Source organism: Candidatus Bathyarchaeia archaeon (assembly GCA_035935655.1).
Classification (GTDB): Archaea; Thermoproteota; Bathyarchaeia; order 40CM-2-53-6; family 40CM-2-53-6; genus 40CM-2-53-6.
Map to the genome: position 1 here is coordinate 97,124 of DASYWW010000011.1, position 22,531 is coordinate 119,654.

27 protein-coding genes are annotated in these 22,531 nt (G+C 51.9%); 14 read left to right on the forward strand and 13 right to left on the reverse strand.

Features of this window, described 5'->3' with window-relative positions; genetic code table 11:
* Positions 1–3 precede the first annotated feature (3 nt).
* A complete protein-coding gene (locus VGS11_00770) occupies positions 4–705 on the reverse strand; it encodes a VTT domain-containing protein (GenBank protein ID HEV2118630.1) in 702 nt (233 codons plus the stop codon).
* A 140-nt stretch (positions 706–845) separates the two neighbouring features.
* Here VGS11_00770 and VGS11_00775 point away from each other — a divergent pair, with 140 nt between their 5' ends.
* The 3 genes from VGS11_00775 to VGS11_00785 all read left to right on the forward strand — a co-directional run bounded on the left by VGS11_00775 (position 846) and on the right by VGS11_00785 (position 3,112).
* Positions 846–1,163, forward strand: coding sequence for a hypothetical protein (locus tag VGS11_00775; GenBank protein HEV2118631.1), 318 nt, complete (start codon positions 846–848; stop codon positions 1,161–1,163).
* 46 nt (positions 1,164–1,209) lie between these two features.
* Positions 1,210–2,529 (forward strand): MBL fold metallo-hydrolase, encoded by a 1,320-nt coding sequence (locus VGS11_00780; GenBank protein HEV2118632.1) that lies wholly within the window; start codon positions 1,210–1,212, stop codon positions 2,527–2,529.
* Between the two features lie 76 nt (positions 2,530–2,605).
* Positions 2,606–3,112 (forward strand): GNAT family protein, encoded by a 507-nt coding sequence (locus VGS11_00785; protein ID HEV2118633.1) that lies wholly within the window; start codon positions 2,606–2,608, stop codon positions 3,110–3,112.
* A gap of 3 nt (positions 3,113–3,115) precedes the next feature.
* Here the strand turns inward: VGS11_00785 and VGS11_00790 are convergent, their stop codons facing one another.
* The 7 genes from VGS11_00790 to VGS11_00820 all read right to left on the reverse strand — a co-directional run bounded on the left by VGS11_00790 (position 3,116) and on the right by VGS11_00820 (position 7,585).
* Entirely contained in the window at positions 3,116–3,706 is a 591-nt protein-coding gene (locus tag VGS11_00790) for a GNAT family N-acetyltransferase (protein HEV2118634.1), read from the reverse strand.
* 74 nt (positions 3,707–3,780) lie between these two features.
* Positions 3,781–4,980 (reverse strand): transposase, encoded by a 1,200-nt coding sequence (locus VGS11_00795; GenBank protein ID HEV2118635.1) that lies wholly within the window; start codon positions 4,978–4,980, stop codon positions 3,781–3,783.
* 306 nt (positions 4,981–5,286) lie between these two features.
* On the reverse strand, positions 5,287–5,673 hold the full coding sequence (locus VGS11_00800) for a type II toxin-antitoxin system VapC family toxin (protein ID HEV2118636.1): 387 nt from the start codon (positions 5,671–5,673) through the stop codon (positions 5,287–5,289).
* Positions 5,674–5,689: 16 nt separating this feature from the next.
* Positions 5,690–5,920, reverse strand: coding sequence for an antitoxin VapB family protein (locus VGS11_00805; protein HEV2118637.1), 231 nt, complete (start codon positions 5,918–5,920; stop codon positions 5,690–5,692).
* Between the two features lie 135 nt (positions 5,921–6,055).
* Positions 6,056–6,397, reverse strand: a complete 342-nt coding sequence (locus VGS11_00810) for a hypothetical protein (protein HEV2118638.1) — start codon at positions 6,395–6,397, stop codon at positions 6,056–6,058.
* Between the two features lie 183 nt (positions 6,398–6,580).
* Positions 6,581–7,186, reverse strand: a complete 606-nt coding sequence (locus VGS11_00815; protein ID HEV2118639.1) for a hypothetical protein — start codon at positions 7,184–7,186, stop codon at positions 6,581–6,583.
* Between the two features lie 90 nt (positions 7,187–7,276).
* Positions 7,277–7,585 carry a hypothetical protein gene (locus VGS11_00820; protein HEV2118640.1) on the reverse strand — a complete coding sequence of 103 codons (309 nt, stop codon included), beginning with the start codon at positions 7,583–7,585 and terminating at the stop codon, positions 7,277–7,279.
* Positions 7,586–8,128: 543 nt separating this feature from the next.
* Here VGS11_00820 and VGS11_00825 point away from each other — a divergent pair.
* The 4 genes from VGS11_00825 to VGS11_00840 all read left to right on the forward strand — a co-directional run bounded on the left by VGS11_00825 (position 8,129) and on the right by VGS11_00840 (position 11,234).
* Complete coding sequence (locus tag VGS11_00825; protein ID HEV2118641.1) at positions 8,129–8,488, forward strand: hypothetical protein; 360 nt, start codon at positions 8,129–8,131, stop codon at positions 8,486–8,488.
* A gap of 632 nt (positions 8,489–9,120) precedes the next feature.
* Positions 9,121–9,927: a cupredoxin domain-containing protein gene (locus tag VGS11_00830; protein ID HEV2118642.1), complete on the forward strand. Its 807-nt coding sequence runs from the start codon at positions 9,121–9,123 to the stop codon at positions 9,925–9,927.
* A gap of 174 nt (positions 9,928–10,101) precedes the next feature.
* A complete protein-coding gene (locus VGS11_00835; protein ID HEV2118643.1) occupies positions 10,102–10,518 on the forward strand; it encodes a hypothetical protein in 417 nt (138 codons plus the stop codon).
* Between the two features lie 173 nt (positions 10,519–10,691).
* Positions 10,692–11,234 (forward strand): hypothetical protein, encoded by a 543-nt coding sequence (locus VGS11_00840; protein HEV2118644.1) that lies wholly within the window; start codon positions 10,692–10,694, stop codon positions 11,232–11,234.
* A 350-nt stretch (positions 11,235–11,584) separates the two neighbouring features.
* On the opposite strand, the gene VGS11_00845 is transcribed toward VGS11_00840, so the two are convergent.
* The gene (locus VGS11_00845) at positions 11,585–11,914 is read right to left on the reverse strand and encodes a hypothetical protein (protein ID HEV2118645.1); all 330 of its coding nucleotides are present in this window, start codon (positions 11,912–11,914) and stop codon (positions 11,585–11,587) included.
* 1,095 nt (positions 11,915–13,009) lie between these two features.
* Between VGS11_00845 and VGS11_00850 the strand changes: the two genes are divergently transcribed.
* The 5 genes from VGS11_00850 (at position 13,010) to VGS11_00870 (ending at position 17,349) form a co-directional block, all read left to right on the forward strand.
* Entirely contained in the window at positions 13,010–13,954 is a 945-nt protein-coding gene (locus tag VGS11_00850) for a hypothetical protein (protein ID HEV2118646.1), read from the forward strand.
* 165 nt (positions 13,955–14,119) lie between these two features.
* Positions 14,120–14,254 (forward strand): hypothetical protein, encoded by a 135-nt coding sequence (locus VGS11_00855; protein ID HEV2118647.1) that lies wholly within the window; start codon positions 14,120–14,122, stop codon positions 14,252–14,254.
* A gap of 196 nt (positions 14,255–14,450) precedes the next feature.
* Positions 14,451–15,719 carry a hypothetical protein gene (locus tag VGS11_00860; GenBank protein ID HEV2118648.1) on the forward strand — a complete coding sequence of 423 codons (1,269 nt, stop codon included), beginning with the start codon at positions 14,451–14,453 and terminating at the stop codon, positions 15,717–15,719.
* Positions 15,720–15,743: 24 nt separating this feature from the next.
* Positions 15,744–16,361, forward strand: coding sequence for a hypothetical protein (locus tag VGS11_00865; protein ID HEV2118649.1), 618 nt, complete (start codon positions 15,744–15,746; stop codon positions 16,359–16,361).
* 496 nt (positions 16,362–16,857) lie between these two features.
* Positions 16,858–17,349, forward strand: coding sequence for a hypothetical protein (locus VGS11_00870; protein HEV2118650.1), 492 nt, complete (start codon positions 16,858–16,860; stop codon positions 17,347–17,349).
* Positions 17,350–17,384: 35 nt separating this feature from the next.
* Here VGS11_00870 and VGS11_00875 read toward each other — a convergent pair whose 3' ends face one another.
* Positions 17,385–18,713 (reverse strand): glycosyltransferase, encoded by a 1,329-nt coding sequence (locus tag VGS11_00875; GenBank protein ID HEV2118651.1) that lies wholly within the window; start codon positions 18,711–18,713, stop codon positions 17,385–17,387.
* Between the two features lie 72 nt (positions 18,714–18,785).
* Between VGS11_00875 and VGS11_00880 the strand changes: the two genes are divergently transcribed.
* Together VGS11_00880 and VGS11_00885 are read left to right on the forward strand one after the other, a co-directional pair.
* The gene (locus tag VGS11_00880) at positions 18,786–20,096 is read left to right on the forward strand and encodes a hypothetical protein (GenBank protein HEV2118652.1); all 1,311 of its coding nucleotides are present in this window, start codon (positions 18,786–18,788) and stop codon (positions 20,094–20,096) included.
* Positions 20,097–20,413: 317 nt separating this feature from the next.
* On the forward strand, positions 20,414–20,587 hold the full coding sequence (locus VGS11_00885) for a hypothetical protein (GenBank protein ID HEV2118653.1): 174 nt from the start codon (positions 20,414–20,416) through the stop codon (positions 20,585–20,587).
* A 105-nt stretch (positions 20,588–20,692) separates the two neighbouring features.
* On the opposite strand, the gene VGS11_00890 is transcribed toward VGS11_00885, so the two are convergent.
* Genes VGS11_00890 through VGS11_00900 form a run of 3 tightly spaced genes read right to left on the reverse strand, consistent with a single transcriptional unit; the run spans position 20,693 to position 22,291 of the window.
* Positions 20,693–21,157 carry a hypothetical protein gene (locus VGS11_00890; GenBank protein HEV2118654.1) on the reverse strand — a complete coding sequence of 155 codons (465 nt, stop codon included), beginning with the start codon at positions 21,155–21,157 and terminating at the stop codon, positions 20,693–20,695.
* 7 nt (positions 21,158–21,164) lie between these two features.
* On the reverse strand, positions 21,165–22,160 hold the full coding sequence (locus tag VGS11_00895; GenBank protein HEV2118655.1) for a tyrosine--tRNA ligase: 996 nt from the start codon (positions 22,158–22,160) through the stop codon (positions 21,165–21,167).
* The gene (locus tag VGS11_00900; GenBank protein ID HEV2118656.1) at positions 22,136–22,291 is read right to left on the reverse strand and encodes a hypothetical protein; all 156 of its coding nucleotides are present in this window, start codon (positions 22,289–22,291) and stop codon (positions 22,136–22,138) included. The genes VGS11_00895 and VGS11_00900 overlap by 25 nt, the downstream gene beginning before the upstream one ends.
* Positions 22,292–22,531 lie beyond the last annotated feature (240 nt).

Here is a 22,531-nt window from a genome sequence, read left to right on the forward strand (position 1 = left end):
TTCCTATGTTGAAGGATCCTGTTGCCCAGGGCCTCGTCGGTCGCTTCTTTGCCTTGAGAAGAAGTTACGAATCCTCCCTAGTAGTTTACTTCGAAGACTATCCTTGTGTCCCAGCAATCTCTTCTCCCAGTCAACCCTGATGATGAGATACGCCGTGGAGAGAACGAGAGCGGCTGACAAGATCGATGCGTAGACGTTTTCTCCGAGAAACTGGTCGACAAACTGGCTTGATTGTCTCGCGACATATAGCACCGAGAGAATCCAGATGAACTTGCCAGTGTATAGCGCCAGATAGGTTTTCGGAGGGCTATAGCGGATGATGCCCATGGGAATGAAGGCCGCGTCGACAAGTGGAGACGCTGCAAAGAGCACTCCTACGAGGAAAGTGCTTCCGCCGAGTAGTTTTCTGAGGGAATCGAACCTCTCCTGTTTACGAATTGCTCGCCTGGCACCGTACCCAAGAGCGTAACTCACCAGCTTCCCAGTGGCAGAACCGAGCGCCGCAACGGCTGCGATCTGTATGATCCCAATTCCCTGATACGCATCCCCTATGGCGATCGAGACCACGAGCAAGAGGTAAGGTGTCGGGAAGAATGGGATGAGATTGCCAGCAACACTAACAGCGAAGATGAATAGAAGCGTGGCGAGGAGGCCCGAGGGGTGGGCGGAGAAAAAACCGATTACCCATCCAATCAGATCGGCCATGATGCCAGATCAATCAGGTTCTATCGGAATGGGGGTTGAAAAGCTATCTGGCGGAACGCATCAAGCCTAACTCAAGGGGAGAAGGTTCTTCTGAGCGGAGTCGTGTTCTCGCCTAAACGTGATGGAGAGGGTCTCACAGCATGAGGATGAAGGACGTCTACTCGAAAAAGATCACCTCAGAAGAGGAGCAGGGTGGCTACGTGATCATCCTGAAAGATCGACTATCCTTCTTTCCGACATCGGGCCGAAGATTTCAGATGCTCCAGAATGGCCGCGCGCGAAGAGCCATGGTTGAATCCTATCCCTGTTCTTGTAGAGGACCTGGGTTTCCACACTCGCACTTTTTCGTTAGAGTCAAAGCAGTGAAGTCAGGCGACAGAGTTACGATTCGAAAGGAATCGAAGAGCGGAACTCGCTATCTTCTGCAAGTCCAAAACCATCCGCGCAGAGTCATCTGAAGCTCTATAATCAGAGGACCTGGAACATCAAGAGGATAGTGGGTTCATGGTCGACCTCACCTTCTACGGCGGGGCGGGCGAAATAGGCGGAAACATGATCCTCGTCCGTGACAGAGACTCCAAGATCATGCTAGATTTTGGCATGAGCTTGGGAGAGAGGGGACGATTCTTCTCCGAACCCTTCCTGTCGCCCAGAAACGAAAGCGGGCTAATCAATCTAGGTATCATTCCCGACGTCGCCGGCCTTTACAGAGGAGAAGGGGAAGTACCTGCAGACGCTGTCTTCCTCAGTCACGCCCATATCGACCACTCGATGTCGATCTCCCTACTCAATCGCCAGATACCCGTCTACTGCGGCGAGACCACGAAGATGATTCTGGAGGCGCTGTCAACCGCTCGTCCAGGGGGCTTCGAGAACGATCTTGACGAAATTCAGTTCAAGACTTTTCGAACTGGAGACCGGGTGAAAATGGGAGGAATCGAGGTAGAGCCGGTTCATGTAGACCACAGCATTCCCGGATCCTACGGTTTTGTTATCCATACGTCGATTGGGACGCTTGTCTACAGCGGGGATTTCAGAGCTCACGGGCCTAGGTCTGACTTGACACAGGATTTTGCAGAGAGTGCAGAGAGGTCGAATCCGGAGCTGTTTCTCTGCGAGGGCACAAACCTAGTTCGAGGTGACTTGCAATCTGAATCGGAAGTAGTTGACAAGGTTGACCATGTGATTCGGAAGACCAGCGGGCTGGTGCTCGCAAATTTTTCGACCGCGGACGTGGACAGGTTGAGAACGTTCTACGAGATTGCCAAGAAGAATAACAGGGTCCTAGCTGTTTCATTGAGGCAGGCTCATCTCCTACAAGCACTGAACAAAGACAAACACCTAGACATTCCAGACATCTCCCACGACACCAATATTGTCGTCTACCAGAGATCGAAGAAGACCTACTACAATTGGGAGAAAGAGGTGATGAAGAATGGCACCGTCAAGACATCGAAGGATATCAAGGAAACACAGGGAAAGTTCGTTCTAGCCGCCAGCTCCTATGATATGAACGAGGTTTTGGACATAAAGCCTGATGCGGGTGGGGCGTTCATCAATAGTAGCTCCGAACCGTTCAACGAGGAGATGGAGATTGATCATGAACGCTTCGTAAACTGGCTCAACCATTTCGGACTGCCAATGTACCAGATTCACAGCTCGGGACACATGATGCCCACCGAACTTCGAGAAACGATAGGCCAGATTAGCCCTAAGACACTCGTCCCAATACATACAGAACAGCCGCACCTCTACGAACTCTTCATCAAAGACCTGTGCAAGGTACACCAGCCCATCAAAGGATCAATGTGGACGGTGCAATAGACAAGCGCGCAAACCCAGCACCAAAACCGGGATTGTCTACGGCCGTTTCAAAACGTCAAGGGGCGAGAGCGTGACCTTGCGAGCTTTGAAGTGGGAAGACCTCGACGATTGTGTAACCTTCATCAATAATCTCGTCAGTGAGAAAGATCGGGAGCCAAACCTCGGAATAGTCGCCGATAGAAAACAGACAAGGGATGAAGAGGCGGAATGGCTCGCCAACCAGATAACCGGAATAGAACGAGGCAGCATCGTCAGTGTCGTAGCGGAGGTAGGAGGACGAGTGGTGGGAAACGGTTCAGTCACGAGAGGGTCGTACGAGGACACAAAACGTCACGGATACCTTGGCATAGCAATCTCGAAGAAACATAGGGACCGCGGAATCGGCTTGGAAATGATGCGCGCGCTTGTCAAGGAATCTCGGAAAGTCGGACTCAAAACGATCCAACTGGAGGTCTTCGCAAACAACCCACGGGCAACCCACGTTTACGAGAGAACCGGCTTCAAGGCAACAGGCAGGATACCGAAGAAAATGCTAAGAAAAGGAAAGTTCATTGATAGCATCATAATGGCCAGAACGCTGTAAAACCTACAGCTGCTTTCTTACAATCGCGAACCGTTCTAGTTGGCGATGAATCTTGAATCCTGCCTTCAGGTACATGCTCAAAGAGCCCTTGTAGTTCTCTTCGGCCCACGGAGTCTCCCAATCCCGCTTGACCGGATTGGTTGTAGGATACCCTTCTGCAACACGTAGCTTGTCCTGACGAAACTTATCGCATGCTGCATTCAGAAGCGCACTGCCCACGCCCTTTCCTCTGTGTCCAGGAGCTACGAGAAAGCACATGATCGAGCCAACTAACTCAGCAGGATTGTCTATGACTGACGCATACCTTCTCATGTTTACGAAGGCATATCGCGGCTGCGCGTTGCACCAACCAACGACTCTCCCGTCTGCGAAAGCTAGCAACCCATGGGCTTTGCCTGATCTTATTCGTTCGGCCCGAGCTGCTCTATGAGCGGGCCCAGCTTTAGCTGAGGCATCCCATTCCTGACCCGGCGTATCGTAAAATCCGCAGTAACACCCTGACCATTCTGGAAAATCGGTGAAGGCATCCTTATCAAAGAACCTAAGGTAGTCATCGAGGAGCTCCGGTGTGAGCTCTCGAACCTCAACTTTCAACGCGTGACTCATCTCTCGCTCACATTTCTCCGAGAGAGTATAAGGACCGCCGCCTATGAGGACTTGTGGTTCTGTTAAGTCTTCATTGAACGAATTGTTGTGGTTGTGGGTTGTTGACTTAACTTGTCTCCATCGACTTTGAGGATTAGTGTCGCGTTCTCCGGTTCCTGTTCCTCTACCATTGCTTCACCTGGAGGCCCGTTGGGGCTGAACCTCAGCCCTCCTGCGGCTATGTTCCTAGCCGCGTTCTCGTCCCTGTCTAGTACGGCTCCACAGTGTGGACACCATAGTCTTCGTCTGGTGCTCTCTAGGGTCTTGTACCCGCATATTGAGCACCGTTTTGACGTGTTCCTAGCAGGAACGTAGTTTACCTTCAACCCTTCCCATCCAGCCTTGTACTCTATCTGTCGTTGAAGCTCTCCATAGCTCCAGCTGTTCATCCTGGCCCGATAGCTTCTCGCTTGGCCATTTCCCTTGCGATACAATCTTCTGATCCCGGTCAGCTTCTCGAGTACAATCCCGTACCGCTTTGACCTGGCTTCCTCGACGATTCTCTTGGACACGCTGTGGAGTAGTGGCTGCACGCGGTTCCTCTGCTTCTTTCCATACTTAGAGTATACCCTTACTCTTATTCGCGCATCATTCCTCGTGAACCGACCTTTAACATAACGATAGGTCGACTTGATGCTGGTGGCCTTCGACAGGTCGAACGTTCGCACTGTTCCTTCCGTTGAGGCGATTGTAACGTTGTTCAGGTTAAGATCTATCCCCAGATATCCCTCCGGTTCGATCTCAATTGACTCTCTTGAATGGCTAATGCTGAGCGACTGTGGGGTCACGGTGACAGCGCGAACTTCGAACCCGGAGAGTGCCTTCATAGTATGATCGTTGAGCTTGACATAAATGTACTGCCGTGGCTTGATTGGAAGTCTCAGAAGATTATTCTCTATTTTGAACCCGTAGTTCGTAGTCAACATCATCTTTCTGGCATATGGAACGATTGTCCCGGAGTTCTTTCTCTTAGCCTTCCGGTAGTTACGAAGTATCCCGGTGGCCGTGCTGATCGCTCCGAGCCGGTAGTAGCTGGGGATGTTACGGCTGAGACTTGAGTAGGCGGCTGAAGCGAGACTCTTGAGTGAAGAGATGTTACGTTCGATTCCAATCATAACGCAGACGTTTACAACGCGTCTGAATTCGTCTAAGAGCCAAAGTAGATCCTCTGAAGCCTGATACTTCTGTTTGACCGCTTTCATTGCTCGCACTAGTGACGCCAAGACAAGACTTCATTATTGGCTGGATAAGGGATAGAGGATGCTGAACATCGAACCCTGAATCAATATTCGAATCGAACCATGGTCCAGACATAAGCTACAACTCCTTAACCCAGAGGGGAGCACACAGAATTCATTTGCGAATCGAGCCTGATCAAAGAAAAAAACGGTAGAAAGACACACTCACTGTACGTCCGGAGCTGAGCGGTCAAATCCTTTCGAGGCAGCTCAGCCGCAACATATCCATTGGCATCGCATATCCGCGCGAATCCTTTCTCGAGCAGGTTCGCGCAGCGTCCCCTAGTCTCTCTACCAGGTTTCGACTACGAGCCCAGGCCCTTTCTCGAAATGCGCCTTGTTCCGAGTTAAGAGAATCTGTCGATGAATCAGAGCAGTGCTCGCTACGAGTGTATCCAGATCGCCAATCGGTGGACCCTTGGCCTTGAGCTCGTTGATGAGCCTACCGTACTTTTCGCAGACAGCGAGCGAGACTTCGAGCAGTTCTAAGTGCTCCAGTAGCCCTCCGACCCTCTCGGTCTCGGTTCTTCGACTCTTGGTGGAGTAAGCCCCATCATAGAGTTGGGCTGCGTTCACGGGAGTAGTCGTAATTCGTTCATCATTCTCCAGGAAGTGCAGCAGTTTCTTTTCCGCTTCTGGTTTCGCGCGTACAAGGTCCACGAGAAACGTTGTGTCCAAACAGACTATGGAGGATCTAGAACTCGGGAGATCTGAGCCGTATCTTACTGCGCTTCTCCAACACCTTCTCGACCGCAGAAGCCAGTTCTTCGTCGGGTGAGAAGGATCGAATATAGTCCAAGAGGTTCCCTGCAGCTTTCTTCCGCGTGAGTCGAAGGATGACCTTAGTGAACGACTCGTCCTTGCCCTTTGTCCGGGCTAACGCGTTATACGCCTCCTCAGATATCGTCAGCGTCTTATGCGCCATGTCCCGATACGTGCACTTACCTGTATATGTTGCTACCCGCTCGCCCCATAACGATTCGCGCCAAAGAACAAAGACTCAGGAAAACGGACTTCGGCTTCCTCGGAACCAACTCAAAGCGATGAGAAGAGCGGGATTCTATTGTCCTGACTCTTCTTTCTCTTTCATCGGCATCGTCTTTCGTATCATCTCGATAAGATGCTGTTCCGTTCGGTTATCAAGAACCTGACCGCGCCCGCTACCCTCTGAACCAGCCCTCTGTCCTGAAAGAAGCCGCTGAAGCTCTCTGTGCGTACTTCGCAACCTCCAGTACAAGGCCAAGGCCGCACCTGTGAAGCCAACAATTGCGATGACGATTATCACTGTAAGAAGGCCGCCTTGGAAGAAGTTGTTAACGTAAACTTGGAAAAACGCGTTGTTCGCATACTCCTGGTAAAACCAGAACGCGAAAAACAAGATCACAACAGTCTGAAACAGCATAATGACCTTCGCGTAACCCGGAATGCTATTCCAAGCAGAAGCCTCGTCCTCTTCCTCTCTCGTAATCCCTATCCCGATCCCTGAAGAGTCCCCTGGCCGACCCTCCAGAGATCTAGAGAGAGCCTCTGATTTGGGAATCTTGTGTCCTGGGAAAGAGAGGACTAGATACTCGATCTAGGCAGATTACCAGTGACGAGAGACAACAGTAAAGTGCGTCACAGCCAAGTGACCCCATATGTCCCCCGCGACTACCGTGTATTCGCCAAGAGGAAACGGGTGAAGTACTCCGTCAAAGAATCTTCCCGGTCCGTACGTATTGCCCCCGGTCCAGAAGCCGTTGAAAAACCAGCTTTTCACAATGTTTGCGTGAGGTCCGAAGTGAATGGTTGGACTTACCACCGAAGGAAAGGCTGGACAGAAATAGGTCGAAAAAGCGTCCCATACGATCATCAGCGTTCCCTGAGCATTGTAGACTGCAAAACCAAGAGGATACGTCCAGTCGCAGGGGCCTGTGGTCAAGTCCTTTCCAGCCCACCTCTGAACATTTGGCAGGTCGCTGTTCGTAGCGAGCGGATTCGTCACAATTATAGTAATCGTAATACCCTGACCTTCAGCTATCGAACTAGCGTTCCCGTAAACGCTTAACTGAATCCCTCTGGGCTCTCCACCACCAGCCCCTGTGTGGATTGACATGCCGTTCTGGGGTCTCGTATCAAGATAGACGAGACTCAGCGTCAGAGCCAGAGCGAAGAGCCCAACACCGATCGAGAAGAGACGATACCGCTTCAATCGTCCTTCGAACAAGATGTATACTGTTCTTTGATTTATCTCCAGTGCTTAGAACACACCGTCTAGGAATCAGAACACGCAGAAAAAAGGTCACTTTACGCTCTTCTTTTTCAGCGACTCCAGAATCTTCTCTTCTTCTGTCTTCTTACCGAAATGCTTCGACATAGTGTATCCCAATAGTATTCCCGCGTATATTCCCGCCAATGTTCCATTGAGCAGGAAGCCTATTGGTCCCACGTTTGTGGTCACCCAGGATTGAAGGTAGAGATTGCTCTGGTATTCTACCGAGACCCATGTCAGCAGTCCAAGGATCACCATCGACTCGGCCAGCACCAGCCAGCGCGTCCGCCTGGCAAACTCTTTCTTTTTCAGATCATCGATATCGAGCGTTTTGCTCATGATGTTCTGTCCCCGGTTCGGACCCGGTTATTATGCGTAGAGTAGACTTTGGAACCCACAGTTATCCGGTATCTTTCGCGAACTGCTGGATTAATATCGGCGAAGGGATAAGCTCAAGTGCGATGGGCTGTCGTTCCTCTGAAGGCCCTGTTGTTCTGTGGAGGTGTAAGAAAACGAAGTTTGGAAAGAGAGTCCGGAACACGATTGTAATCGCCACAATCTCCGCGCTTGTGTTGCTTCCGTCGGTCGTCTATCTCGCTACGGTTGCCGCAGCTGCCTTTGCGGCTGTCAATGTAGCCCCCCTGTATTGCAACAATGCTGGCGGATGCCCTTGGACGTATTAGCCTAACCCCATAGCAACATCGACACTCACCGGAGCCAAGTTAGGGCAGTTCCGGTGAATCTGCGCCACCAACTAGCACTAGCTATCAGTTTTCGATATGTTCGGGATTCTACATATTTTGCTGGCTATATCAAGGGTAACAGAATATTCATCCTCTTTCTCCAGCTAGTTAAGAATCGGATAGAAGGTATGGCGACGAGTTGATAATCTCTCAACCGGGCACACTCGGGCTTGCGCGAGATTTCAGAGAGTCAGTAGCCTACTCAGTAGGCATTCTTGGCGATCAAGTTGCCAACCTGTTCTATTACCACGCCAGACAGAACTACAACGTGGACCCCAGCCAGCTCCCGCAAGGAGTGGAGAAATTCGACCAGGCTCTCCGGAGCCTGCTCGGAAGCGGCGCTTTCATGGTCGTAAGAGAATGCGCCAAACGGCTGGCCGCCGTTCTAGGGGTCCGAATAGAACCATTCCCCAACAGCCTCGCATCACTCTACCGAAAAGTCTCTGAGAACTACCGACAAGAAAGATGGGTTCTCTCGCACGAACTGATCACTCGCTAAAAGATAACCGCGTTTGAGGGGGTCGATGACACGTCCAGCCTCTCGATATTCGTATTCCAAGAAGTCCTGAACAACAGCTTCGCCACAGCCCTGCAAGGATTACTCGGGCGGGGTGTCCGGGACGAGGTCTACCGGATTCTGGAGAGCAAAGGAATCAGAGAAGACGAGGTTCCAAACAAGTTCGACAAGGTGATCGAAGTTCTTCAGAAGGTTTTCGGCGAATGTTCACATGTAATCATCCATCGGGTTCTGCGAGTTCTCTACGAGAACTATTCTCTTCCGGTTGACTTTTCTATTCAGGAAATTCTTCTGGACCGGTTGGCTATTCTCAGGAATAGGATTGTGGTGGATGATCTTCGTCCGAGAAGTTGAATCGATGCGGATCTCGGACCAGAAAACAAAGCCGCCTCAGGAAGAATCGTTGGTCCGACTATGCAAAAGCCCGGGCGGCCTAGGATTCCCTCTCCAAAAGGCCACTGACTCACGATCAAACAGACAGCAAATGTTCGATTGAAAGCGCTTTCCGCCCCTTTTGCCCCATCGCCATCGTGAATGGTATCCGGAGACAGAGAAATATGCTCTTTTCCTGCTCCATCTTATTAACTGACACACCGACCAACACACGAACAATATTGCACACTATCAGACTTCTTCCTGCCATCAGCATACTAGCAACTCTTCTGTTCGCCAACCCTGTCAACGCTGCCTCTTCTCAGGCAAGCATTAGCATTGTCGACGTCGCCCACTTCAACCCCGTCACCTTCAACTTTCCAGGAGCCCACGCCTACGATTTCCGCCCTGGAACGGCGACAGTTAGTCAGGGTGGCACTGTAACATGGACCGATAATGGATATGACCAACACACAGTAACGTCATACACGAACAAGGTGACGGTCAGCTTCGAAGGCGTCAACGTCCTGATCCCTGTCCCCGACGGCCAGTTTGACAGTGGTTTCCCGCCTATCTTTTCAGGCCAGTCATGGACTCTGGACACGGCAAACGCCAAACTAGCACCAGGAGACTATCACTACTTCTGCCAGATCCATCCTTGGATGCAAGCTCTACTCCACGTTGCCAGCGGCACAAGCCATCCAACCGCTAGCGTAAACATCGACCATCACCAGGCCAGCACCGCCCAGTTCTTCTCCGGAAGCGCCAGCTGGGGCTTCCTACCGCGCGACCTCCAGGTCAAGAAGGGAGCGCAAGTCACAGTAACAAACAACGGCATACTACCGCACACGTTCAGCAGCTACACTATCGCCATACCCGTTACCGAGGGCTTCAAGACGCTCATCATTCCGATCAGTGACGGCGTCTTCAACCAAACACTGATCCCGAGTCAATCCTGGACACTTGACACTAGTACGCTCAACACTGGAACGTACACGTACGCTTGTCTCTTTCATCCATGGATGAAAGGGTCCCTCACAGTGAGCTAACCTACAAGATCAAACTCAAACTCTCCTCTACGCTTTTTCTTCTGTTCCACAAATCATTGATCGCCGACTTTAGCTCGAGATTAGAGCCGCGATGCCTCTTGGATACAGCCAGCTTCTGTTGGGTCTGGACGCCTATTCTTATAGTAGCCTCAGAGGCTCTAAGGGAGATTAAACATGCAATCTCAACAGACTAAAGGCGAGTTGATCGAGGAGCTGAAGGGTAAGACCAACAGCTTCAGCATCAGAGACATCACCAGCAACGGCATCAAGATGGAGAACAACGACACCGGCCAGATATCGGGCAAGCTACAAGGCAATTTCATGGAGACCGTCTACATTCACATGAAAACTGACGGTACCAGCGATTGGGAAGGCAAAGGCATCCAGATGATAGGCAAGGACATGGTCGCAGTCACGGGACATGGCAAAGGCAAGCAGAACGCTGACGGAACAGTCTCATTCGAGGGAGAGCAGAAGTTCATGACACAATCCCCGAATCTCTCTTGGCTTAACAGCGTCAAAGGCTGGATCGAAGGATCTGCCATACAGCAAGACCAGTCGTTCACCGCCAAGATCTACAACAAGAAATAACAGTACAGCCCAGTTAACTTCCAATCTTCTCTTTTTTCGCCCAACCAAAAGGCCTGACTCCACACCCAGCAGCGACAAGACTACAGGATTGTTCTCGACCAATAGGATTCGAGGATCTTGTTCTGCATGGTATATACAGGACCGACGAGTAGACCCTAGCTGATAGTTGAGGGTTGAACAGGTCTAATCCGAGTCCCCGTATCCTCGTCCTCATCCTCGTCGTCCTCCCTGTACTATCAGTAGTGCCTGTTAGGGCGGCCGGTGATTTCTTGTTGACAGCTGACATTCCTCCGGTCGCGGACACCGCCCACCAGTCTGTCTCCACGATAACAGTCACGTCAGTCTATGGTTTCTCTGGAACAGTAGCTCTCTCGGACACGCACTCCTCCGGACTGTCGTGCAGCCCGATCAACCCGAGCAGTGTCAGCCTGGACACGTACACTCCATCGGTAGGAGCAACCCTCTCCTGCAGCGCATCCACGCCCGGCCTCTACAATGTAACAGTAACAGGCACTAGCCCCTCTCTCAGTCATACTGCAAGGTATACTGCGAACATAACTGCAGCGCCCCCAACGACAAATACCCCCCAGCCCGCCACAATCCTTGGTCTGTCTCCCGCGATAATCTGTGCCCTAGTGGGAGTGATCGTTGTCGGAGTTGCTGCCGGCTATTTTGGACTGAGAAGACGAAGACTTCCAGGAAAGAAATCTGCCTAACCAATCTACCTTTTACCGGAAAAAAGCCCAAAAAGATGATTCCTAATACCATCCCCTTCTCATCCTCGACAAAACCTCCAATCCAAAGCCCCAAGACTCGCGAGATCAGAACTGTCCAGTCGAAAACCGTACCGCAGATCAAATCACCGACCCAATCCTCCTAGAACCAGACATGAAACCGGCTGTGACACCAGTTCTTGAAGCGCCTCCGAAGCAGGACGCAGCAATCCTGAAAACGCGCACTGAAATTACTATTGAAACACGCTTTAAACCAGTCTGACGACTGGGTACCGCAAATTCTCGGGCCCCCCCCGGGGCCTACCCGAGACGCGCGCCGCGCCCAGTTCCAGCTACTGTGCTTCCGGGCTGACCATGACCGCTTCCTCTCTCCGTTTCGCCCTAACCGGCCTCTGCCTTCTTCCACGCCCCCGCTCCCCAATCATCCTCGGCAGAGTCCTGAAGACAAAGATAGCCACCAACAAGCCCGCATAGAACGCCGCCAGGCTTCCGTTCAGCAAGAACCCCAATCCTCCAAGGTTCTGCGCGGCCCAACCCTGAAAATACTGGTTGTTATTGTAATCCTCGGATATCCAGACCAGCAAGGCAAGAATAACCAGCGATTGAAACCATACTAGAATCCCGGAACGGCGAGCATACTGCTCCTCCCGAAGGCTCGCCATACTGACCTCGCCAGCCATGGCCACTAACAATGCGGAAACCAGCCTATATTCTTAGATGACTAGAAAGATCGCTTATTATCAGCCCTGATCCCGATTCTGGCAAGCCTCGCTCGGCTGTCGGCAAATTCGTTCGGGTTTGTCGCGATCTTTCCAACGCCATCCTAGCCTGGATTGTGCCCTGAATCGCTAGTCTCGCCCATTATCACTGCCGACAGGAAATCGTTTCCAGGAAATAGGGGGTCTTAGCGATCGAGCCTCGCGCCGCAAGAGCGGTCCTTCGCCACGGGACCACAATCGAAGTGTGTATTCGGATTGAACACATTGTAGACGTCCCGCCCATATACTTCCGGTCCGATCATCCGTGTTCGGCGCAACACGGCGTTGAAAGGGAAAATATTGTGCTCGCCTGGAAACATCGCTCCAATTTCTTCGGGCTCGTGCAAAACCTGTTGACCCCCCTTTCAACAGCCGTGTCCCAATATCCCAAAAGAGAACAATTTCTAGGAGGGAAAAAGGACCAGGAGACTATTTCAGAGATGCCGTTCCGAGAATCTCTGTCTGAGCCTGATCAGGCTCCAGTAAACGCCTACCTATTCCATTTCTTCCGATTCTCACTAAGCCACTCTGGAATGATAACAGCCCGTAATAGTTCTTGAACAGTCGCACCCCGTTGCGAGGCCTCTTTCATAATGGCATGATACGTTTCAGTCTCTAGTGTCTGCATGAACTTTTTGTTATTCCGCGGCAAAACCCACTACCCTCGGCTACACAACACTCAACCGTTCTTGTAAGAGTTTGTGCACACCGGAGAGACAGCACCGGGAACAGCCACGTTGCTCTAGAAAGAAATCTCAGACGAGAGAGAAAGAGACTGAGATAATGAAACAGGCCAGATCCTTCCAGGCAGCTCGAGGAGAGATGACCATGCCGTCTGGATAACTACGAACTAGGAAGTCTCCAATTGACACAATCCTTACAACTATATCGCTTACCGACATATTCTGATCGATCGGAACTTGACGCGGCCCTGTAACCTGCCCGTAATATTCTAGGTTTCAGCGTATTCTTTATCAGCGCTATCCGAAAGCGCGCTCTATGCAACGAAGAAAAATCGTAATCGCAACCCTATCAGTACTACTTATTGGACTAACCCTAACGTCCAGCAGTGTCCCCAGAGCACACGCATTCCTCGCCTCAACACCCACCGTGACACTTTCAGGATTGACAGTCAGCGGCTTCACAGATCCCCTCACCGGCACAACTGTTGACGCGTTAGCACAAGGCGGATCGCTCACGGTAAACGTCTACCTTGTCGCTAGCAGCGGATCAGGCGCAGTCTACCAACGAAACGTCACAATCGGGTTCAAAGGCGACTGGATGGCATCGTACACCAACGCAAGTAACGCCAGCCCAACCAATACTCTCGCAATGAACGCGGGACAGACTGCAACTGTAACAATCTCCATTCCGATGCCCACCAGCGGAGGAGTAGCAGCCCACACGTGGAACGTAGCGATCTGGGATGGAGCCTCCAACAGCCTCAACGCAGCATCATGCTTCTCGTTCAACAATCCAGAGAAGAGCCCTGCCTGCTGGACGATCTCCAACGGCAGCGCCGGTTACGCCGCTCTCGCAGTATACACAGCCGACCAGTTGAACGCGGCGCAGTCCAACCTACAGGAAGAGAGCATCACCGCGAACGTGCAGACTGAGCTCGCAGCAATATCCGGACCACTACATACTAACCCGCCCGGCTCGACAGCAGCCGCCGGCCAACTCGCCCAAGCAATGACCGAAGACTCCCTAGGAGACCAAGCATGGACCAACGGTGACTACAGCGGTGCAAAGAACCACTACAACAACGCACTGAACGATGCAAACGCAGCAGCAGCCGCCCTGACAGGTTCAGGCGGTGGAACTGACAGCGCAAACCTGGTCAACCTCATACTCGGAGGAACAGGTATCGCACTGGTAGGCATAGGCGCGCTCTTCGCAGGACTAGGAGCATTCTTCTACCTGCGAAAGAAACCGAAAGCCTAAACCCCCAATAAACCCCCGTTTTTTTCAGGGGGAACCATTTTCTCTCTCCCGCAAAACATCTCCAAACCTGCAGTATCACCATAGACAAATTATCCAGCAGTCCCTCTGAGCAACAAGCGATAGTCCTCCGGACTGAATTCTGCCGTGCATCCTCCACGCTAGATAATGCCAAGACTAGCGTGGAACGTCTACACTTCAAAGGACTTTGTCGAATCCAAAACAGTTACGGGAAACCTATGCCCGCCTGAACCGGATTACAGCCAACAGGACCTCGAGCCGCTCACGGGTCCTGGCCTCTGAAGAATAGTGAACGAAAACGGAGACCAGTGCTCAGAACCCAAACCACAAGCTCCTCCAGAGAATCGATCTGCCGACTTTCATCGCTGGCCTTATCGCCGGATTCATAGGTCTCAGCAACGCGCCCTGGTGGACCCTCAACAGCCCGACAAACAGCCACGTACTTTCCATCCAAGCCTCCCCATTCTATCTACAGATCGTGGCAACGGGCATCCCCGCAACAGCCCCGATCGCATCGATCCTAGGCGCGATCACCCGAATCCTCCTAATCCTATCCTCCCTAACCCTGCTCGTATCGTCCCTCCGCCCAACAGTCTGGTGGCGTCCCCTCGCCACATGGCTCAGCCTCGCCAGCCTCACTGAACTCTTCTTTAGTCTCTTTCTCCTCGTTCACGCCGGTCAGTCAGCCCTCCTCACAGCATACGGCGTCAACCCACCAACAAGCGGAACAATGTCCTATCCGGCAAAGGTCATTGGAACAGATCTGAACACGTACATCAGCCCCTCTCTCACGGCAGCGTTCAACCTCGACTTCTACCTCGGACTCCTAAGTCTCACAATAGCCGGAACAAGCGTAATCCTGAAGATGTTTCAGGAGCGAGGATTACTAGCCGCCGCGATCCCTGGCGTCAGAGAGCTATTCCTGACACCGCCCTATCGACACGTCTGGCTCTCGACCAACGATCGAGAACTAAACCCTCTCAGCGGAGATCCTGAAAACGCAACAGACGATCAGCTTCTCGTCTCTTTCGGAAAGATCTACAGCACCGTCCAACCTGGCGGAATAATCAGCATCATCCTTCCAACTTGGGCTTCAACCATCAGCGAGCGGTTCCAGAGGCTCCTCAAGTGGACAGGGTTTTCAATCGAAGAAGCAGCAGTAATCAATCGGGTCCCAGGCAACCCTGAAACCCAACTGCGATTCAGAAAACCAATCGTCTCAGGGGAAACTGATCAGCAAGATCCCGAACCCACGGCTGTTCTTTCGCAGGCCATTGAGACCGAGTCCTCCCTTCCAGACACTCCGCCACAGCTTACCATCACCTCGCAACCAGACTGGACCCGGATCAAAATGACCAGGCAAGAGAGAGCAATGCTGAGGTCAGCCGTCTCGATCCTTACGAAACGGAGGGAGCCTGTGAGTTATCGCGAGCTGCTGAACCAGGTGTACATGGAGATGGTCGAGAAGAAGGTACAGTTTGACTCAGCCAAACAAATCGAATCAACCCTTCTGCAGCACGCAGGAAGAGAACTAGTTCTGGCCGAGGAATCCGATGAAGAAGGCTCTAGAGCAGTCAAGAAGTGGAGTCTCGGCGAAGAGGACGCATCTGAGGAGCACGTCAGGCGCTCCTCGGTTTTCGGAAGGCTCTCCGGCCATCGCCCGAGGGCTCCTCCCGTCATGCGTTTATTGAGAAAGTGGCAGAAAAAGCCGAAGTATACGCGAAGGGCTTCGAGAGAAGAGGAATAGTTTCTACTGCACACTCGCTAGCTATTGCGGATGCTACCGTGGAGCGTCCACGCTAGGAACGCGTGGCTTATCGTTCGCCAGATTGATTACGCCGAGCTAAGGATTAGAGAAATGAGCAATCTCAGAGCCAAACTAAGCAGAGCAACAAACAAGAAGGTTCCAGCCCTCGCACTCGTCGTAGTCGCGATGGTCGGAATGGTCGCAGGCGTTCTAGCCGCGAACATTGCGATCACTTCCAACGTTTACACGGGCGAAGTTGGTACCTATCACAGCAACACGGGCACGTTTGGTATCGTGGACAACGGGTTAGCCGTAGTCGCCAACACAATTGCAGACAATGCTACCACCGCGATTACTTCCACTACAACTACCCAGCAAGTCTACGGAAACACGGGAGCCACTGGAATCACAGCAGGCCACTGGATGGACTCGCTAGTCTTCACCCCTCCAAATACTGGAGGGAGCCACACCATCCACATAACTATCAGGAGCGGTGGAGGTGCCCTCGGCGCGACAACCTTGGCCAGTATCACCAGCGGCACCTGGACGACTAACGCAAACACAGGAGCAGTCACTTTCTACGTAGACCTAGGCGCGAGTCCCATTACCGCACCAGTAACAGTCTACGTCAACGTCACCTAGACCCCTCAACTTCCAAGAAAGGACTTCCCTGGATCCTCCAGGGAGCCCGCTCTCTTCTATTGCCCTTAACACGTTGATTCTGAGGGCTAATCCATACTCGGCCATTGTGCCATAGCTGCAATGGTGAAATTTCGCCCATTTTCGGCCCTGATCTGCGATGCAAGGCATCCCCCTGATCTCGGCTGGAAATCGTTCGTGAATCGCTCGATAGAGCAGGCAAACTCATTAGTCATTCAAGCCCAGACTACGCCCTGACTTGCCTAACTCGCCCATTGTCCCTGCCAGACAGGAAATCCTCTGACCAAAAAGGGGGTACTAGCGAGTGCACCTCAAGACGCAAGACCGGGAGTCCCCCAGCAGCTATTCCAAGCAAGCTTGTACGGGTTAATATCCGTTGATTGGAACTGTTACCCATATGTGATAGTCAAAGGGACTGAAAACTCAAACATTCGCTAAGAAACCTTCCCGATGCTCGAAGATGAAGTGTGGTTCCGCAGTGTCCAGGTGGGTTCGACGCACGTTCACTTGGTATTTCTCAGCCAAAATCTTCCTCGCGATCCTTGTGCTCGCAGTTTCAGCCGCGACCATCGCAACCACAAGCACGATCTACCAGGCTGAGATGGGTAGTGCATACAACATCACTAACGGTATTCTTGTTGGAGACAAGGGTTTCTCCAAACCATCGGTTGGCACCGCCGCGACTGGTACATGCCCAGCCGGTAACGTCACCTTTGGCACATCTCCCGGAACTGCGAACAATCTGCTTATCGCAGGAGACATCGTCTATGACATTCAGGTAAACGCGACGGCCACTACTCCTCTAAACAAGTGTTTTACGGTGACACTTTCCATCAGTGGTTTTTCGCCCAAGACCCTCACAATCGCCTCTGGAACCTCGGTCACTGCCGGGTGGACGATCGATTGTAAATTGGACATCGGGACGACCTCTCTTCCTGGTTCGCCTTTTTCGTTCAAGGTAACTATATAGTAGCAAATCCATTCGCCACCTTGTTTCCAGTAGGCCTATTGCGGACTATCTATCAGAATCGAACGCTTTGTCCTCGTCTCAAGAGTCTTGCGACAGTGGCTAGTCAACTCGCTTTGTGTTAGCCTTGCTATCAGGGTTGGCGAGTCGATGTAGCCTGTTTTCTCAGTTTTCAGCCAGAGCTTTCTTCCAAGAATGAGAACCGAGATAAGGCCTACAAAGTTTGCGATCGAAAGCAGCGTTGCATATGGATATGTGGCTAGAATAAGGGTGAGGTATGATACGATGCCAGTTTTCGCCTGGGCAACAACGACTGTTAGAAGTGTTCCGAAGTAGAAGATGTTCAATGCACCCATCACGATCAGAAGCGGCACAAGTTCAGCGAGTGGTATCCCGATATGGCCGATGCCAAGCGCAAGAAGGGCCCAGCCAACAAAAGCGAGTATCGCCATTATCGGGCTCATCATTAGCACTTCCATGTCGAAAGCCTTCAGGGGCGACATGGATCTCCAGGCGTCCCAGTGTTTCAGGCCCGTCTGAATGTTTCCACCGCTCCATCTGATCCGTTGCTTTAGCAAGCTCTTGACCTTCGCCGGCATTTCTTGCCAGCTCTCGACTGGAGCCAGCTTCGTTGGAATACCCGCTCGCGCGAACCTGACAGCCAGCTCCGCGTCTTCAACGATGGAGTTCGCGTCCCAGAGGCCCACTCTCTCCAGAGCGGTTCGCCGGAAGAAAGTGTTCGATCCAGAGAAGGCAACGAACAGTTTCAACGCATATTTTCCATCATTGGCCAACCTGTAAAGAAAAGTCTCGTAGGCCGCCAGTCTCGCAACAATGCTCTCTTGTAAGTTGAGCGTACGGTGATAGCCGTGCACCGCCCCGACCCTCGGGTCGTTGAAGTAACGTAGAGCTTTGGTGATAGCCTGCGGTTCCGGAATATCGTCTGCATCAAATGTCGCGACGACTTCCCCTGTCGATTTGGCGAATCCGAAGTTTAGCGCGTCTCCTTTTCCGAGGCTCGTGTCCCTGTGGAAGACTTTCATCCATGGATATTGTCTTGCGTAATCGTTGCAGATTTCTAGCGTCCTGTCCCTTGATCCATCTTCGACGACGACCACCTCGAGATTCTCTCTGGGATAATCCAGTTTCGCAATGGCGTTTAGTAGTCTTCCGACAACTTTTTCCTCGTTCTTTACTGGGACGAGGATTGAGACGTTAGGTGGGTCCCAATTTTCTCCGGGTTCTTCTGCTGCGAATCCGTGCTTTTTGTATCGCCAGATGCCTACCATGATTATTGGAGTGGCGTAGGCGAAGTAGGCTAGGAAGATTATTGTTAGTGCGAGAACGAATCCATCTGCAAAATTCATTGTGCCCTGGACTCGTCTTAAGGTTCTGGATTGAAAGGCTATTTAGCATCTTAGAACGCGCTCGACTAGGCGATGCTTGAGTCCCTGAGACAACATTGGCATCGGAACTTTGCCAAGGTCGACTCTTTCGTCGATAAGTATTCGCCAGTGATTTTCTGCGGATTGCTAGCGGCGACGACTTTTCAAAAGATCCTCTTGATCCTCCGCACCAATGGCGGCGGAGACCTTCTGGGTGCTGACATTCCGAAGAGTATGATGTTGATGGCGGGGCAAAATCCCTACTTGTCCAGTCCATGGGCCTCTCCCTACCCGCCTTTCCTGCTCGCTGTGGTCGGAAGCATCATCAGAATAACATCAGGCAGTATCCCGCTTACACCAGACACGATCGGCGTTATCTCCCGAAACGTTCGGTTGACAGGAGTTATTGCAGATGCTGTTGTCGCGCTCCTGATCTTCCTCGCCCTACGAATCAGGGGGGTTTCCGGTCTCTGCGCTCTTGTCCCGCCAGCCCTCTTTCTAGCCCTCCCGTCGATAAGTCTCTCTCCCTACTACTGGTTCAACAGCGACGTTCTCGGTTACCCTATCCTCGCCGGATCAGTTCTCGCCCTGATCCTTAGCCGCTATTTTCTCGGTACGGTTTTGCTCGCTTTAGCGACAGTTTTCAAGATTCATCCGATTCTCGCGATTCCACTTGTCCTCGTGTGGCTGGTTAGGAAGCGAGGAATTCGGAAGTCGCTCCCAGCGATCGCCGCAACGATGTCGATCTTGTTTCTCGGCTTATTCGCCCCAGTTATCTTAACTGGATATCTGGAGTCTGCTCTGGGCTTCAATCTATCCTCTGGGTTTGGAGGAGGCACGTCGAGCTTTACAATGATGAACCTGCTCTACGCAGTATTGCCATTGCTCTTTCATTTTTCTTTGCCTACCGTTGTGGAGAATCAGGTGTGGGTGGCCACCACAGGAGCACTCTTCGTAGTCACGCTGGGAATCATTTGGACCCGAGCACGTGAGCTGAGTGCGATTGATGTAGTAGCCCTCGGATTATTGGTATGGCTGATTCCGCTTCGCCAAATATACACACACTACCTGGTGTGGGCTATCGTTCCGTTTCTGATGCGCGGCCGTCTTCGCCAAACACTGGTCATAGGATCCCTTCTAGAACTTGCGAACACCATGTCTTCCTGGTCGTGGAATCTTCCGCCAGACCCTTTTCCGATACTCTCCACCCCGTACGGCTTCTTCGCTACCAGTCTAGTCTACTTCTCGGTGAATATAACATCCCTCATTTTCATAATGAAAGGAATGGGAGTAAGACAACAACTCGACACAAGAAATCTGGAGAGACCCCTTCTTGAGAGTTACCCAATTCCAATCCCCGGATGAGCCTCACCTCAGAATAGCTAACCCAAAGGCAGGCCTTTCCCCATCGCTCTAGCGTACAATGCGCTTTACGTTTCTAAGCAGGTGAACAACCTTGAGTTTGGTGTGAGTGAGTGCTTGCGTGATTCCATTTTTTGACTATTTATATACAATTCACACGTTCTCGGACTGAAAAATTGATTCGGACGCGGTAAACCCGGCGGTTAGCCCCAAGTTGCTGTAGATATCCATAGTCTCCCTTGTATAGGATTTAGTGATTCCAGTCAAGAATCGTCAATCTCACAGCCACCTTGGACGTATTCCAATCGAAAATGGGCAAAATGATGATCTCCCTGAGCGATCAGGCGGAGAATCTCGTGCGCCACGAAGTCGAAAAAGTCTACCACGGACGTGTAGGAGGTCTCTCAATCTTTTTCGAGCAGATCCTCCGAGACTACTTCCAAGGCAATGGCAAGCCTTCCAAAGCTGTCCGGATGAAGAACGGTAGAGCCTAGCCCCTGAGTGGACCCTCGCGTGTCCGGGACGGACTAGATTGTGCGTTCCGAAGTATTGTAAATTCGCCATTTTCAGGTAGAGCATGATCGCTCGCAGGCAATAGCCTAGGGTCTAAGTCCTCTCGATCGTATCTCCAAGGCTCCCACGAAACTTGGAAGTTCTTCAACGCTACGGACTTCTGTTCGCGCGAGGTTTCTGATCTTTCTCCACAACTGGTTGTCTGCATGAATTCCTCGATGTGACAGCTCTAGGTACAACCATGTTCCCAACTCTCCACCCTCTCGGTCAAAATCGGTTAGCACAATTGCCCGTTTTGATCCATCAAGGCGATCGATGAATCTGAATCTCGGCTCTCCTGTGGCCTTGAGGCAGAGGATGGTTCCTTTGATGCCGAGCTTTCTTAGGGCTGCTTCGTCTCTTCTTCCCTCGACAATGATCGGTACTCCTGCGTCAGACTGCTCCTGCAGGTCTTGGAAGATCCTTGTCGCCCTCTCCATTTTTCGAGTATACAACACCATCCGCGGGTTTCGAACGTGTGCCGGACATCTTCTCCGGACTGGATCTACCAAACTGCGATTACCTCGCTTCCAACCTCTTCATCTGTTCCAGGGGTTCAGGGTGTTTTCCAAAATACTCTCTGACTCCACTGAGGATTTCAGCTAGTATTCTTGCCATGTTTGCTTTGAGGTCCTGCGGGTGGATCTTTCCGGTCTTGTACGCTTCTTCGAGCTCTTTGTATGTAGCGAATTTCAGGTCTCCTCCGAACTTCTGATCTCGAGCCAAAGTAACAGTCTTGTATCTGGGAAAGGCGAGGAGGCGGTAGTACTCGATTACTGGATTACCCTCGACTATTTTCGGTGGGCAGTACGCTTTGCGTAGCTTCTCCTCGATGACGCCAGGGGAGTCGTGGAGCATTATCGTGTTCTCAGGCTTGCTCTTTGACATCTTCGCTGCGATCACGCTGCTCAGCTTCGGATCCTCATCATAACTTCCCCTGTCAGATCCCTGTAAGCCATCTAGGCCCATCAGCATAGGAGTGTGGAGAGCAACCGGTTTTCCCCATCGCAACTTTTCGCCTGCCTCTCGTGCTAGCACGTGGGCTTTTCTCTGGTCTATTCCCGCGCAAGCCACGTCTAGGCTCATCTCGAATATGTCAGCAGCCTGCATACACGGATAGAACAGGGTGGCGGCCTCGACTTCTTGGGTTTTCAAGTCGCGCCCCATGATCGGTAGTGCCCGCATTACACGTTGTGCCGTGGTCGTTTTGGCGACCCGGATGACTCTCTCCCAGTAGTTGGGGTTGCTGGCAAGTTTCGAGGCCCAGACGTACTCAACCTTATCTTCGTCCAGTCCCAATGCTGTGAAGCAGTGCTTGAAGTACTCACCCGCTGTCTCGATCTTTTCCATGTCCCCTCCATACTTGTTATTGATCATGCTGTGCCAGTCTGCAAGGAATATGATGAAGTGGAATCCTGCCTGGACCATGTCCTTGATTTTTGAGCCGCAGACGAGTCCTGTGCCGATATGCATCATTCCAGGCAGCTGATCTAGACCAGTTGCTTTCCGGAGCATTCAAAGCCCCAGTAAGCTCGGGGCTTCTTTTTCTCTACCAGGACGCGCTCCAGTTCTGCAGGCTGAATGATCTCTATAGTTCCGTTTGTGACAAGTTCGAGGCGTTGCCTCGGGTCCATTCTATCCTCCAAGTTTCTGCTCTGGCTGGTAGAGTACTAAAAGCCTCTACTGAGCTGCCGGGAGGTTGGGAGCGGGTTTTGCCTGCAGCCCTGTTCTAGGGTGTCTGTCGCCCGCGTCACTAACACCCAAGCCTCACCGTGAAGATCTTTGTCTTCCCTCAGCCCGGCTCTCTCGAGGCAGGCGTCTAGCAACCCGCTCCAATGAATAGGCAAGAGCGTTTTGTTCTTAATTGTTCCAGCCTGGACACTCCT

Coding starts and splice junctions, on each gene's coding strand:
- VGS11_00770 (HEV2118630.1), bottom strand. CDS start 705: ATGGCCGATCTGATTGGATGGGTAATCGGTTTTTTCTCCGCCCACCCC.
- VGS11_00775 (HEV2118631.1), top strand. CDS start 846: ATGAGGATGAAGGACGTCTACTCGAAAAAGATCACCTCAGAAGAGGAG.
- VGS11_00780 (HEV2118632.1), top strand. CDS start 1,210: ATGGTCGACCTCACCTTCTACGGCGGGGCGGGCGAAATAGGCGGAAAC.
- VGS11_00805 (HEV2118637.1), bottom strand. CDS start 5,920: ATGGCGCATAAGACGCTGACGATATCTGAGGAGGCGTATAACGCGTTA.
- VGS11_00810 (HEV2118638.1), bottom strand. CDS start 6,397: ATGCTGTTTCAGACTGTTGTGATCTTGTTTTTCGCGTTCTGGTTTTAC.
- VGS11_00820 (HEV2118640.1), bottom strand. CDS start 7,585: ATGAGCAAAACGCTCGATATCGATGATCTGAAAAAGAAAGAGTTTGCC.
- VGS11_00835 (HEV2118643.1), top strand. CDS start 10,102: ATGCAATCTCAACAGACTAAAGGCGAGTTGATCGAGGAGCTGAAGGGT.
- VGS11_00845 (HEV2118645.1), bottom strand. CDS start 11,914: ATGGCGAGCCTTCGGGAGGAGCAGTATGCTCGCCGTTCCGGGATTCTA.
- VGS11_00850 (HEV2118646.1), top strand. CDS start 13,010: ATGCAACGAAGAAAAATCGTAATCGCAACCCTATCAGTACTACTTATT.
- VGS11_00855 (HEV2118647.1), top strand. CDS start 14,120: ATGCCAAGACTAGCGTGGAACGTCTACACTTCAAAGGACTTTGTCGAA.
- VGS11_00875 (HEV2118651.1), bottom strand. CDS start 18,713: ATGAATTTTGCAGATGGATTCGTTCTCGCACTAACAATAATCTTCCTA.
- VGS11_00880 (HEV2118652.1), top strand. CDS start 18,786: ATGCTTGAGTCCCTGAGACAACATTGGCATCGGAACTTTGCCAAGGTC.
- VGS11_00885 (HEV2118653.1), top strand. CDS start 20,414: ATGATGATCTCCCTGAGCGATCAGGCGGAGAATCTCGTGCGCCACGAA.
- VGS11_00895 (HEV2118655.1), bottom strand. CDS start 22,160: ATGCTCCGGAAAGCAACTGGTCTAGATCAGCTGCCTGGAATGATGCAT.